The sequence below is a fragment of the Pseudomonadota bacterium genome (assembly GCA_016927275.1).
Classification (GTDB): Bacteria; UBA10199; UBA10199; order 2-02-FULL-44-16; family JAAZCA01; genus JAFGMW01.
The window spans coordinates 1-13,220 of record JAFGMW010000028.1; the positions used below are offsets into that span (position 1 = coordinate 1).

Annotated in this window: 14 protein-coding genes and 2 tRNA genes; 7 read left to right on the forward strand and 9 right to left on the reverse strand. The window is 62.1% G+C overall.

Annotated elements, in window-relative coordinates:
• The coding region (locus tag JXA24_01650) for a hypothetical protein (protein ID MBN1282463.1) at window positions 1-429 on the forward strand (429 nt) is incomplete at its 5' end.
• A 166-nt stretch (window positions 430-595) separates the two neighbouring features.
• Window positions 596-943, forward strand: coding sequence for a hypothetical protein (locus JXA24_01655; protein ID MBN1282464.1), 348 nt, complete (start codon window positions 596-598; stop codon window positions 941-943).
• Window positions 944-1,007: 64 nt separating this feature from the next.
• Here JXA24_01655 and JXA24_01660 read toward each other — a convergent pair whose 3' ends face one another.
• From JXA24_01660 to JXA24_01685, 6 genes are read right to left on the reverse strand one after another with little or no spacing between them, the layout of a single operon-like run.
• Complete coding sequence (locus JXA24_01660; protein ID MBN1282465.1) at window positions 1,008-1,145, reverse strand: hypothetical protein; 138 nt, start codon at window positions 1,143-1,145, stop codon at window positions 1,008-1,010.
• A 3-nt stretch (window positions 1,146-1,148) separates the two neighbouring features.
• Entirely contained in the window at window positions 1,149-1,838 is a 690-nt protein-coding gene (locus JXA24_01665; protein ID MBN1282466.1) for a class II aldolase/adducin family protein, read from the reverse strand.
• An 18-nt stretch (window positions 1,839-1,856) separates the two neighbouring features.
• Window positions 1,857-2,897: a flippase-like domain-containing protein gene (locus JXA24_01670; GenBank protein ID MBN1282467.1), complete on the reverse strand. Its 1,041-nt coding sequence runs from the start codon at window positions 2,895-2,897 to the stop codon at window positions 1,857-1,859.
• Window positions 2,894-3,616 (reverse strand): NTP transferase domain-containing protein, encoded by a 723-nt coding sequence (locus tag JXA24_01675; protein MBN1282468.1) that lies wholly within the window; start codon window positions 3,614-3,616, stop codon window positions 2,894-2,896. Before JXA24_01675 ends, JXA24_01670 begins: the two co-directional genes overlap by 4 nt.
• Before the next feature lie 31 nt (window positions 3,617-3,647).
• A complete protein-coding gene (locus JXA24_01680) occupies window positions 3,648-4,322 on the reverse strand; it encodes an HAD hydrolase-like protein (GenBank protein ID MBN1282469.1) in 675 nt (224 codons plus the stop codon).
• Window positions 4,283-5,632: a CDP-alcohol phosphatidyltransferase family protein gene (locus JXA24_01685; GenBank protein ID MBN1282470.1), complete on the reverse strand. Its 1,350-nt coding sequence runs from the start codon at window positions 5,630-5,632 to the stop codon at window positions 4,283-4,285. Before JXA24_01685 ends, JXA24_01680 begins: the two co-directional genes overlap by 40 nt.
• A gap of 327 nt (window positions 5,633-5,959) precedes the next feature.
• On the opposite strand from JXA24_01685, the gene JXA24_01690 reads away from it, so the two are divergent.
• Window positions 5,960-6,922, forward strand: a complete 963-nt coding sequence (locus JXA24_01690; protein MBN1282471.1) for a radical SAM protein — start codon at window positions 5,960-5,962, stop codon at window positions 6,920-6,922.
• A 106-nt stretch (window positions 6,923-7,028) separates the two neighbouring features.
• On the forward strand, window positions 7,029-7,217 hold the full coding sequence (locus JXA24_01695) for a hypothetical protein (protein MBN1282472.1): 189 nt from the start codon (window positions 7,029-7,031) through the stop codon (window positions 7,215-7,217).
• A gap of 117 nt (window positions 7,218-7,334) precedes the next feature.
• Here the strand turns inward: JXA24_01695 and JXA24_01700 are convergent.
• The 3 genes from JXA24_01700 to JXA24_01710 all read right to left on the reverse strand — a co-directional run bounded on the left by JXA24_01700 (window position 7,335) and on the right by JXA24_01710 (window position 7,836).
• Window positions 7,335-7,407: transfer RNA gene (locus JXA24_01700), tRNA-Thr, on the reverse strand.
• 105 nt (window positions 7,408-7,512) lie between these two features.
• Window positions 7,513-7,600: transfer RNA gene (locus JXA24_01705), tRNA-Leu, on the reverse strand.
• Between the two features lie 20 nt (window positions 7,601-7,620).
• Window positions 7,621-7,836, reverse strand: coding sequence for a DNA-directed RNA polymerase subunit omega (locus tag JXA24_01710; protein MBN1282473.1), 216 nt, complete (start codon window positions 7,834-7,836; stop codon window positions 7,621-7,623).
• A 142-nt stretch (window positions 7,837-7,978) separates the two neighbouring features.
• Here JXA24_01710 and JXA24_01715 point away from each other — a divergent pair, with 142 nt between their 5' ends.
• The 3 genes from JXA24_01715 to gspD form a co-directional block, all read left to right on the forward strand.
• Window positions 7,979-9,955 carry a HAMP domain-containing histidine kinase gene (locus JXA24_01715; protein ID MBN1282474.1) on the forward strand — a complete coding sequence of 659 codons (1,977 nt, stop codon included), beginning with the start codon at window positions 7,979-7,981 and terminating at the stop codon, window positions 9,953-9,955.
• Window positions 9,956-10,038: 83 nt separating this feature from the next.
• On the forward strand, window positions 10,039-11,013 hold the full coding sequence (locus JXA24_01720) for a hypothetical protein (GenBank protein MBN1282475.1): 975 nt from the start codon (window positions 10,039-10,041) through the stop codon (window positions 11,011-11,013).
• The coding region (gene gspD / locus JXA24_01725; protein ID MBN1282476.1) for a type II secretion system secretin GspD at window positions 11,000-13,220 on the forward strand (2,221 nt) is incomplete at its 3' end. The genes JXA24_01720 and gspD, both read left to right, overlap by 14 nt.

The window sequence follows — 13,220 nt, forward strand, 5'->3', positions numbered from 1 at the left end:
AGGGACGTGGAGGTCATAAGCGAGGGGCTCGTGACGACCGAGGTCCCCCCTGAGGAGCTCACGGACGCGGAGAGGGCGGTGATCGGGAGCTTCAGGCTCGTGGACCGGGCGCTCGGCCTCTCTGAGTTCACGAACATAAAGATATTTTCGGCGGTCAGCTCGCGCACGGGCAGGGACCTCAGCGCGAAGATAGGCGGCTTCTGGGACGGCTCCGCGATCCACATCGCGCGCCGCGCCTTCGGCAACCCGGCGGAGGCTCGCCGGGTCTATGTCCACGAGCGCGGGCACAGGGAGACCGGCGCCGCCGATCCCTCCGACGCGTTCAGGGGCTTCTTCGAGGGGCAGCTGTCGCGGTATGTTGAAAAAGAGGTGAAAGGTAAAAGGTCAAAGGTGAAAGTAAAGGCAGAGGCTGAGAAGCAGAGAAGCTGAGAAAGAACAAAGGGGGAAGGCGAAAGGTAAAGGGGCCGGGAAGGGCGGTTTTAAGCGCTTTTGAGGGCATGAGCCGCCGGCCCGAAAAATCCACGCAACATTTTCCCCCGGGCCGCGATAAATGGGATGAGCCTTGAGGGAGCCGCAGATCAGGAGCAAGCGAGCCATGATAAAGTGGATCAATTCAGTGACGGAGACGGGCAACAGGGCGGACGTGGTCGAGCAGGGCTCCGAGGAGGAGCGCAAGGCGAAGCGCGAGACCAAGCTCGTCGACGTTGCGCACGAGTACATGCGGGCCAACAGCAAAAGCCTCGACGGGCTCGTGAGGATCGGGGGCGCCGGCCAGGAGCGGGAGGAGCTCAAGGGCAAGGTGCGCAAGAAGGTCTGGGACACGGTCGACGAGAACCTCGGCACAGTGGACGGCGGGATGGTCGAGGAGATCACCGAGCGCGTGGTCGACGCCGCCGAGGCGGATCCGTTCTACAAGAGGATGTTCGAGGAAGACCGTGACTAGTGACTGGTGACTGGCGTGATAACCTGGAAAAACCCGTTTATTAAAGCCAGTCACGAGTTACCAGTCACGGTTTGTCGGTCCAGCTCTTTTCATCCCACAGCCCGTTTCTCCACATCAGGACCTGAAGGGACACCGCGGCCGCAAGGTTGAGGAATGAGAGCACGATCCTGAGCGCGATCGATCTGGGTCCGAATCTCCGCATGCGTCACTCCAGCAGGTCCAGCAGGGTCTGCGATATCTGCTGCCCGAGCTTTCTCGCCTGGGACGTGAGCTTTCTCAATTCGGTCTTGGTCAGCGGCTCGATGGTGCCGAGCGAGCTCACGAGGTAGGCGATGTTGGCGATGTGCTCCAGGTGCTCGAGCCGGTTGTACGCGTCCAGCAGGTCGCGGCCCAGCACGAGCACGCCGTGCCGCTTGAGGAGAAAGGCGTTGTGCCCGGCGAGGAACGGGTCCAGGGTCGCGGCCATCTCGTCTGTGCCGGGCGTGGCGTATGGCACCGAGGGCACCGGCCCGATGTAGATCGCGAGCTCGGGGAGCAGCATCTCTGTGAGCGAGATGTCGCCCAGAGAGCAGGCGAGGCAGTAATGCGGGTGTGCGTGGATGGCGGCGCCGACTTCAGGCCGAACGCGGTACACCTCGCGGTGCATGACGACCTCGGAGGAGGGGTGGGCGCTCGGATCGATCGGCGAGCCGTCGGCGCGGCAGGCGACGATCGACTCCGGGGTCACGGTGTCCTTGCGGGTGGAGCCGGGCGTGATGAGAAACCCGTCGCCGTCCCGCACCGAGACGTTGCCGCTGGTGGCGACGAGGTAGCGTCGGCCGTAGAGCCTGTGGCAGACGTCGGCGATCGCCCGCCTCTTGTCGCGCTCCCAGGGATGTGCCCCGCAAGGATCCATCGCTCCCCCTCCGATGCCTCAGGCCTCCTCCGCGGCCGCCTGCTCCGCCTCGGCCAGCATCCCCTCCTCGTCGAAGACCTTGTTGCGGTTGTGCGCGCCGAGGAACAGGAGCCCGAGCCCTATCCACAGGGCGGCCCTGAGCCTCTTGGCTATCTGGATGGTGATGCCTATCGACGGGTCGATGTGGAGCAGGTAGAGCAGCCCGCTGAACGCCCCCTCCATCACCCCGAAGGCCCCCGGTATGAAGGCGAAGACCACGGAGATCATCGGCGCAAGCGCCGAGAGCATCAGCGCCGCGAAGAGGGAGAATTCGTCGCTCACCGCGCGGCCGATCGCGTAGATCTCCAACACGCCCAGGAGCCTTCCGCCGATGTGGCAGGCCAGCGCCGCGAGGAAGCCGGCGTGGTTCGCGCTGTAGAAATCGATTATGTGGCTGTCCAGCTCCTCGAAGCGGCGGACCGTCTTCTCGGAGAACTCCCTGCGTATGCCTAGGCCGCGCAGGATCCTCAGTATCATGCTGAAGAGGCCGCGCCTCTGGTGGACGAGCAGAAAGGCCATGAACGCGAGGGAGACGGTCAGCGCTATCGGCACGCCGTATGCGATGTTGTCCGATATCTCGCTGTCGAAGGCCAGAAACGCGACTATCACGCCCAGGAGGATCGTGATGAGCACCGCCAGAATCTGGAGGGTGCGGTCCACGACGACCGAGGCGGCGCCCTGCGAGACGCCGAAGCTCCTCTTGAGCATGTAGATGCGCATCGGGTCCCCGCCGATGAAGTTCGCCGGGGTGAGGGTGTTCACCGCCTCGCCCGAGACCTTGATCTTGAAGAGGTCGAGAAAGCCGATGCCGTCGCCGATCCGGCCCAGGAACTGCATCCAGGCTATCGTGTAGAGGACGTACCACAGCCCGCTTATGCCGAGTATGGGCACGAAGCGCCAGCCGAGCTGGGTCACGTTCGCGAGTATGTTCTGCCAGCCGATCTTCTGCACCAGCGCGGTCAGCAGCGCCGCGCCCAGCGCGAGCGAGACGAACCTTGCGTATTTCATGTATCTCTTCATCTGAGGAACTCCTGGTTGTCGTTGAGCACCGCCTCGGCGTGGGCGAGGTCGACCGGGGTGTCGACCTCGAGCCATCCGATGCCCGAGGCGTCGCATACGTTGATCGGGAACTCTGCCTCCGCCAGTGACGCGAGCGCTGCCTCGGCGGCGGCCGCATCGCCCTGCCTCGCGCGCGCCGCAAAGACCGCGCGCTTGTAGGGTGGGAGCGATGCCGACGGAACGTGGGTCATCCCTATGTAGCCGCCGGTGTAGTCGGTCAGCGTCTTCTTTATGGCGATCACCCTGCCTGTCTCGTCGAGCTTCACCTTCATGTCGTCGGGGCCGAGCTTGCGGTCGAAGTCGCACACCGCGGTGAGCTCGTTCACGCCCGCCACCACGTGGCTTATCAGCCTGCGGGGGTAGATGTGGTCCACGTTGAGCAGCAGAAAGTCGCCGTCGATGAGGGGCAGCACGGTCTCGACGGTCCTTATGCTCCCGTCCTCGAAGTTCGGGTTGTGGACGACCTCCACGTCGTCGCAGGTGTTCTCGATGAAGCGGCGCAGCATGTCGCCCTGGTAGCCGGTGACCACGGTCCTCCGGGTGAACACGGGGTGGTCGACCGCGTCGAGGGTGCGCAGTATGAGCTCCCGCCCCGCCACCGGCACGAGCGCCTTGGGCCTGTCCTTCGTGAGCCGGCCCAGCCTGTTGCCGAGCCCCGCGGCTATTATCACAGCGTGCATATGGACTCCGTGACTCGTGACTCGTGACTGGTTAAAACAAATTCTTGAGTTCCGAGAGCTCTTTGATCACCTTCACGCCCGGGAACTTCGATTGGAACTGATCGCGCGTGAATATTCCTTCCTTGGCGATGAATGAGACGCCGCAGTCCGCGGCGCGCTCGCCGTCCTTCAGCGAGTCTCCGACGAACGTTATGCGCTCCCTGGGGATGCCGAGCTCCCTCTCTATGTGCCTGAAGTGGTCCGCGCCCTTGGCGAAGCCGTCGCGGAAGCCCAGCACCATGTCGAAGCGCATCCCCTTCATCTCCACGAAGCGGTCGACCAGGTGCTGGAAGTTGTTCGAGGAGACGATGGCCTTCACCCCCGACTTTCTCAGCGCCGCGAGCGTGTCGTGGACCCCGTCGAAGAGCGGCTCATCGAAGTAGCCCTCCAGCTTCAGCCTCTCGTACTCCTCCGCGGTCTCGCGGTTGGCCGGGTCGCCGGGGAATATCGCCTCGAGCTGCTGGAAGAAGGGCAGCCCCGAGGTCTCGAAGTACTTCTCCCTGGCGGCGGCCGCGTCGATCGGCAGCCGCTTCGGCATCACCTCAGCGGCGATGTCGGCGAACGCGTTCATCGAGTCGACGATCGTGCCGTCGAAATCGAACACAAGGGCGATCTGCTCGTCTGCGTTCATGCGGACTGGACCTCCGTGCGCGACCGGCTTCGGCATCGCATCCCCTTGTGGCACGCGAGCCACCCCTGCGCGTTGAGGTAGGTGAGTATCAGGGCGGAGACCGTCGTGCCGAACGCCACTATGAAGAGCCACCAGTACAGCACCCCCGCGAGCGCGAAGGCGAGGAACGAGAACGAGTAGACGTCCTTCTTGAGCGTGTACTTGCCGTATCTTATGAAGGTGAGGAGCCATCGCGGCTGCCCCGACAGACTCTGCAGGTAGGCCTTGTCGAAGGTGGCCAGGCTGGCGGAGTCGGTGTTCCTCTTCAGATACCGCATGATCCAGAATATCGTGAGGGCGGTCCCCCCCAGCATGATCCCGCCCGCCGCGAAGGCGACCGGCGAGTGGGTGGCCCGCCAGTAGCCGGCCATCAGGCCGATGAGCATGCTGGCGAGCGAGAGGTTGTCCGAGAGGGTGTCGGCATACTGGCCGAACTTCGTGCATCGGAAGGTGAGCTTGGCGACCTCGCCGTCGCACCCGTCGATTACCGACGCGAGCTGGAAGAGCGCTGCGCCGAGGAGGATCACCCAGTAGCGGTGCCCGTCCGCAGCGAATACGCCAGCGAACACGCCGATCACTATGTTGAATGCGGTGATCGAGTTGGGGCTGATCCAGAGCCTGCAGAGCAGGAGGCTTACCGGGAGCGAGATGCGCTTGTTGAGGTGGCGCGCGACCGGCCCAGGCGTGCCGAGGCGAATTGCCTCGGCCAGCGACTTCTGCGCGACGGCGCGGTCCCTGACGGTGCGCAGCAGGAAGGTGTTGCTCTGCGCGGAGAGCCTCGCCGCGTTCGGCGCGGCGAGACCCGCGATGTGGCGGATGCAGCTCTCGATGGAGCGGGGCATCTCGGCCGTGAACTCCTCGAGCGAGGCGAGAGCCCCGGCCGTGGCGTCGATCGCCGGCACCGGGTGCGCCCCCTGTTCGCAGGGCATGGACGCGCCGTCGTTCAGGGGGATGGCGCGCATGCAGCGGAGCAGCTCCTTCTCGAAGATGAGGTTCGCGTTGACGATCAGCATCCGCCCCGCCGCTCTGGCTGCTATCCTGCGCGCCAGAGTCGGGCTCACCCGGTAGGGCTCGTCGTAGGCCATGATCTCGACGCGAGGGAGCCTGTATGCGCCGTACCTCTCGAGGAACTCCTCGATCTTTCTGCGCTGCGATTCGGCGATCAGCAGGGCGACGCACTCCACGCCGGCCTCGGCCAAGGTCATGATGCCGCGCACGATGAGCGGGACCCCCGCCACCTTGACCGTGGCAAGCGACATGGCCTCGGGCGTGTCCGAGGGGACATATATCAGCGCGCTGTTCTTCATCAGTATCTGCGGTCAGATTTTCTGCGTTTTTTAGGCAAACGGCGGGGAGAGCACTAGCACAACCCATTGAAACCTGTAAAGAAAATTTAAAAATCCGGGATTCGGGATCCGGGGATCGGGCGTCGGGGTGCGCCTCCCTGCCTACCGGCAGGCAGGCCGCCACAATTTGAGGACCCTTTTTCCGATGATGCTGTAAAAAGGGGCCTCAAATTCTGGCTCGCGGCGCACGGATCGGGGCCCCACTTATAAGTGGGATAAATGCGGTGCTTGACCGGCGGAGAGGCCGTGTGATAGCAGGGAGCCCATTTTGAGAGGATCGGACCCGGGATGGATAAAGTCGTCCACAAAGTGGCGAGCCCCCTGAGGGGATTCTGGTACTTCCTGCGATGCAAGGCCAGGGGGATGCCTGTCTCTGTAAACCTTGAGATTACAAAGAGATGTAACGCCAGGTGCAGCTTCTGCGGGTGCTGGAAGGCGGGCGAGAGCGAGGAGCTTGCCGACTACGCCGATATCATAAGAAAGTTCAGGCCGGTGCTCGTCTCGATCTCCGGCGGCGAGCCCTTCATGCGGAGGGATTGCGCCGATATCATCAGGGGGATCCGCCCTTACTGCCATTACATCGCCTTCATCACGAACGGGGCAATGCTCGACGAGGGGCGGGCCAGGGCCCTGGTGGATGCGGGGGTGGACCAGATATGCGTCTCCCTGGACTACCTCGGCGAGCGGCACGACGAGGCGCGCAAGGTCAAGGGCCTTTATGCGCATCTGGCAAAGACCATCCCTGCGCTGACCGCGGCCGGGTACCGCATCGCGCTCAACACCATAATCATGGAGTCGAACCTCGACCAGATCCTGCCGATCGCTTATCGGGCGAAGGAGTGGGGCGCGATGGTCTCCTACTCCGCGTACTGCGCGCTAAAGCGGGACGACGAGGGGGGGATGGTGGCGCAGGACCGCTACACGCAGCTCATGGGGATCGTGGGCGAGGTGAGAACGCTCAAGCGGAAGCTGGGCCATATAAAGAATTCAGACTACTATCTGGAGAGGGTGCCCGTATATTTCCGGGACGGGTCTGTCCACGGATGCCTGGCGGGATTAAGGTGGATACAGGTCACGCCGGACGGCTACGTGCAGAAGTGCTCGGAGCTCCCGAGGGTCTGCCACTATGCAGACTACGTGCCGCGGCGGCAGAAAAAGGTATCGTGCGACAAGTGCTGGTACACGTGCAGGGGCGAGGCGGAGGCCAATCCGCTGGCACCCGGGAGGCTCATGGAGCTCATAAGGGCATAGGCCCCATATGTTTTTCCTTGCACGCGGCCGGCGGAAGCTGGTATAAGATCAGGCAAATTTTGATAACAGGACAACAGGTTTTCCCATTTGGGAGGAGGAGGATTCGATGAAAAAGTTTTTAGCGGTAGTTGTTGCACTCGGCCTGTGCGGTCTCTATTGGCTGGGCTGCCAGAAGAAGCAGGCGACTGAGACAGCGGCCCCTGAGACGGAGATAGCTCAGCCGGAAGAGGTCACTCCGCCACCGCCGCCACCGCCGGCCCCGGAAGCCCCGGTCGAAGGCGAGAAGGCCGAGTAAGCAAGGTCAGCGCTGAAAGAAACTTGCGCCGGCATCGATTAAATGCCGGCGCATTTCTTTGTCAGGGGCATTGCAATCGTTCGCAGAGAAAAGCCCCGCTCGATGACGGGGCTCATGAGCCGAGGATCGGAATCGAACCGACGACCTGCTGATTACGAATCAGCTGCTCTACCAGCTGAGCTACCTCGGCCTTTACTGCAAAGCTCAGGGCGCAGGGTTTAGGGCGTAGGGAACAATCGATCCGGATTTTTCACAACCCTAAGCCCTACACCCTGCGCCCTATTCACTGAATTAATGGTGCCGGAGGCCGGACTTGAACCGGCACGAGCTGTGAGGCCCGGGGGATTTTGAGTCCCCTGCGTCTGCCATTCCGCCACTCCGGCGTTCAGCTATTGTCCGGCGTTCAGTTGTTGTCCGGAGTTTCGTCATCGCCCTTCAAGGCGGGCTTGACGAGCCCCTCTGCAATCTCGCGGAGTGAGCTGACCGACTCGCGGTTCTTGCATCTGACAAGGGGTTTCGAACCCCTGTAGATCTGCTTGGTTCTGTTTGCGGCCAGGTGGACGAGCTCGAAACGATTTTCCACGTGGCTCAGGCAATCCTCTACTGTGACTCTGGCCATAAATAAACACTCCTTACCATGTGATCGGGGAAGCCGCTTCTAGATGGATTATTGCACAAAGTCAAGGGGTTATGAGTTTGACGTGAAACGGTCATGCATGGTATCTTTAAAACCCTGCAAAACTTGAATAAGGGGCATCTGATTGGATCACGGGCCTAAATCCACTGAGAAGAGGGCGGCGCTCATTGAATCGATCCTGCCCGAGTACACCACCCGCCACGTATTCGTGACAAAGCTGAGGCTTGTGGCATTTCTGGGGTTCTGGGCGGTCTATCTTTATTTCATGCGGGACGTTCTCGACCAGACCAAGGCGGTCGCGGCCATAGTCTCCGCGACCTTTCTGGTAACCGGTTTCGCCTACTACAACGTGATGAGGGGCAGGCTACTCATCCTCTCCTTCAGCGTCGAGCTCCTGGCCGACCTCACGGCCCTGACGGCGGTGCTCTACCTCACAGGGGGCCCTCACAGCTCGTATTTCACCATCTATATACTCTATGTGCTCACCGCGGGGATCCTCTACAACCACTATCTGGCTGCGATCGTCGCCGCATCGGCCGCGGCCTACTACGGGATATTCCTCATCTTGTGCCACTACGGGGTCATACCGCCGCTGATAATCTACTACGGGGACAGGCTGCCTGTCCCGACCTACACCCCCTTTGCGCATTTTCTCCTGGCATCGGCGTTGCTCGCGCTCATCGTCTACACCGTGAAGGTAGCCAGCTACTTCTCGCAGAGGAGGGAGCGCATACTCGAGAGGCGCAACAGGGAGCTCACAGCCCTTCACAGGATGAGCTCGACCGTCAGGAGCGCCCAGGCCCTGCGCGAGGTGATAAACCATCTGCTCTCCGGCGTACTCGAAGGCCTGGGCCTCGAGGGTGCGGTCATGATCCATTTCGACCGCGACAAAGGGGTCGCGAGGCTTCACGTGCCGATGGAGCACCCCAGGAACCGGGCCGTCGAGGAGATACTGGGGGGTCCGCTCGAGGGAATGGAGTTCCCCATGGACGCGCTCGCGAGCCCGGTGACCAGCGACATCATGCGCCACAGGGTGATCTTCCGCAGGGAAGTGAGCGAGCTTGCGGCGGGGCTCGACGGGGTGATCAGCGCGGAGCAGGGCAGGAGGATCAAAGAGGCGCTGGGGTTCAAGAGGATCGTGGTGGTGCCGATCGTGGTGGAGCAGGAGACGCTCGGCGCGCTGATATGCTTCAGCCGGGATGCGTACGTGGGCGACGCCCAGCTCGCCACGATGGAGGCGTTCGCCAATCAGTCCGCCCTGTCGCTCGAGGCCGCCATCCTGATCGACAGGCTGCGCAGGGTGAACGTGGAGCTGAAGGAGGCGAACCAGGTCAAGTCGGAGTTTCTGGCCACCATGAGCCATGAGCTCAGGACCCCTCTCACCGCCATCATCGGCTTTTCAGAGCTGCTGATGGAGGGTGTGATGGGCGAGATATCCGATGAGCAGAGGGACGGGCTTCGGGAGGTGCTCCACAACGCCGCAGACCTGCTCGAGATGATCAACAGCCTGCTCGATCTCACCAAGATAGAGTCGGGTCGCATGAGGCTCGACGTGAGGTGTTTTGAGATCTCCGAGATCATGCGTCGGGTCTCCACCACGCTCACGCCGCTGGTTCAGAAGAAGGGGCAGACCATGTCCGTCGAGGTCGAGCAGGGCATACCGACGCTCACAGGGGACGAACGCAAGATCCAGCAGACGATACTCAACCTGATGGCGAACGCGAACAAGTTCACCCCGCCCGAGGGGAGGATATCCGCCCGCGTAAGGCACTACCGCTCCGCAGAGCAGGCGATGGAGACCGCCGGCTGGAGGGAGAGGTTTGAGGGGGAGGATCTTGCGCTGGATGGCGGCCTCGTTGAAATAGTGGTAGAGGACAACGGCATAGGTATCCCGCCGGACCATATCGAACGGGTATTTGACATGTTCCACCAGGCGGACAGCTCATCGACACGAAATTTCGGGGGGACCGGCCTGGGGCTCGCTCTTGCGAAGAAATTCATAGAGATGCACGGTGGCCGCATATGGGTGGAGAGCGAGCTGGGAAAGGGCGCGCGTTTTACTATTTTGATTCCATTGACCTTTTCAAATTTTCATCCATAGGCCCAAAAAGGAATTCTACCTAAATTAATGTTTTCCTTTGTTTTTTTAATTGAGTATAATCCAGTTTTGAAGGAGTTGCTTTAATGGCAGGGGGCATACGTCAGTATTCGTGGGCTATTGACCTGTTCGGCATCCTGGCCTGTGCGTTTTTCCTGGCCAAGGTGACCAGCGTCTATCTGGCCAAGTCCATCGAGATGCCCAAATCGGTCGGGATGCTCAAGGCCTCGGACATGGCCCCTTCACAGCTGGCCAGGAAAAATGCCGATGAGTATGCGATAATCATCGACCGCAATATCTTTGATTCCACTCCCCCTTCGAAGGAAGGGGAGGGAGAGCTCGAGGCTGCTGCCGAGGAGGTCGCAGGGCCTTCGGGAGAGGCGGTGCCCACGAGCCTCAGCGTGAATGTCCTGGGGGTTCTGGTCGTGGGGGATGGCACTGACGCCAGATCCTCCGCCACCATAGCCGGGGGTGGCGCCCCCGCTGTCGGGAGGGGTAAGGCGGGTGCCGATACGGGGGCCAAGGTGTATGCGGTGGGGGACACGGAGAGCTTCGCGCCGAACACCGTGCTCACGCGCATACAGCCCGACAGGATAGAGTTCACCAACAGCGGCAGGCTCGAATATGCGGAGGTCCTGCCGATGGGCGCTGCAAGCATCTTCGGTCCCCCTGCGAGGGAGCCGATCGCCGCGACGACGCCGCCGAAGGAGGCGGCCCCGGGCGCGCTCATAAGGAAGGAAGAACCCGGCAAGTTCACGGTGGACCAGCGCGAGGTGCAGGATGCGCTCCAGAACCTCGACAAGCTCTATACCGAGATCAGGGCGGTCCCCAACTTCTCCGGCGGCAAGGTCTCGGGGATGAAAATACTTTCCGTGAAAAGTGATTCGATTTTTGCTAAACTCGGCCTCCGAAGGGGCGACGTCCTGCAGAAGATAAACGGGATGGAGCTGGACGTAAAAAAGGGATTCGAGATCTTCAGCGCCCTCAAGGACGAGAAGCAGATATCGCTGGACCTGATCAGGGGCGGGCAGCCCACAACCGTTGAATATGAGATACGCTGATTTGATATCGTCCGTTGCGCTGGCCCTGGCGGTCGCGGCCTTTCCGGGGCATACCTTTGCGCAGGCCCCGGCGGGGGGGAGCGTGCGCCTGCCCGAGGCGGCCGAGGGAGCGGCGGCGCAGCCCCCCGGAGAGGCGGCCCCGGCGGAATCAAAGCCTAAGGTGGCCGGCGACGAGATGGTCTACCTCAACGTCCAGGATCAGGACATAAAGGACGTCATACAGCAGATCAGCAAGGCAGCCGGCAAGAACTTCATCATAGACGACAAGGTGCGCGGCAAGGTCACCATCATGTCGGAGAAGATGATGACCAAGGAGCAGGCCTATCAGGCGTTTCTCTCCGCGCTCGAGGTCGCGGGTTTCACAACGGTGACCGGCCCGGGAGGCATCATAAAGATAGTGAGCCTCAAGGACGCGGCCGGCTCGCCCATACCGATCCACGTCGACTCTACCCCCTACACCGACAGCTACGTCACCAGGCTCATAAACCTCAAGAACATCAGCGCGCTCGACATGTCCAACGCGATCAAGGGGCTGATCTCCAAGTCGGGGAACATGTTCGCGTACCCGGCCACCAACACCCTCATCATCACCGATTCCGGCACGAACATCGACCGGCTCATGAAGATCATAAAGGAGCTCGACCAGGAGGGGCCGCAGCAGGTTTTAGAGATCATCCCGATCTACTACGCCGATGCGAGGCAGGTGGCCCAGACGGTGCTCTCCCTCTTCGAGCTCGACAAGGCCACGGGTGCGGCGACAGCGAGGGGGGCGGCGGCGAGGGCGCAGCAGCTCGAGGACATAAAGGACGTCTCCAAGATCATAGCTGACGAGCGCACCAACTCGCTGATCGTGCTCGCCAGCAAGCGCGCCATAGAGCAGGTGCGCGAGATCATAGACAAGCTCGACGAGCCGCTGGAGATGGCCGAATCCGGCACCATACACGTGCATTACCTGAAGTACGCCAACGCGGTGGAGCTCGCGCAGACCCTCTCGGCCATCGCATCGGGCGGGGCAGCGGCCGTGGCGAAGAAAGCGGGCGGTGCGAAGGCGGCGGGGGCCGCAGGGGCCGCCGTCGAGACCGGCCCTGCCGTGGCCCAGCTCGAGGGTGGCATCAGCATCGGCGCCGACGAGACCACCAACGCCCTCATCATCACGGCGACCGCAAAGGACTACAGGGTTCTGGTGGACGAGCTGATCTCCAAGCTCGACATACCGCGCCGACAGGTCTACCTCGAGGCGGTCGTCATGGAGCTCGAGGTGCAGAAGAACAAGAGCTACGGCGCTTCAGGCTACGGAGGGGCCGGCTCCGGATCGATACTGGGCTTCGGAAGCAGCGGCTCCTCCGACTTCAACGCGCTCAGCGGGCTCTTCGATTACACTTCGTTCTTCTCCTCGCCGGGGCTCCTTGGGGGGCTCATATCCAGGGACTCGGTGACGATAGACGTGCCCTCCAGCGGGGGCGGGACGACTTCGCTCACGATACCCTCTTTCGCGGCGTTCCTCAATTTCCTCCAGGTCTATCGCGACGCGAACATCGTCTCCACGCCCAACATAATGACGCTGGACAACCAGAAGGCCTCCATCGAGGTCACGCGAACCATCTACGCGAACAAGGTCACCCAGTCCGGGACCACGGGCTTCCAGTCGATCGAGCCCACGCCCCTGGAGGCCGGGCTCACGCTCGAGATAACCCCCCAGATCAGCGAGGGCGACGCCGTGCGCCTGGAGATCCACCACAAGCTCTCGAATTTCACCGGCGACCCGGGCCCGACCGGTGCGGCGCCCCAGACCAAGCGCGAGATCACGACCACGGTCGTGGCCATGGACGGCCAGACGGTGGTCCTCGGCGGGCTCATGGAGGACCAGGTCACCCACGACAAGAGCAAGGTGCCGATACTCGGCGACATACCGATAATCGGCTGGCTCTTCCGCAGCCAGAGTTCGCAGTCGCTCAAGAACAACCTCCTGGTATTCATAACGCCGTACGTGCTCAGGGACCCCACAGACTTCAGCGAGATCTCTAGCTACAAGATAGCCCAGCGCAACCGGTTCATAGAGCAGAACTACGGCAAGAAGCAGCAGCGGTCCATATACGACACCATCGCGCAGCACCGCGCCGATCTCCTCTCGGCAGCGCCGGGACAGATGAACAACGGGCTCCTCGAGAGGACCGAACCCGCGGCGGCGGCGCCTGCGGCAACACCGG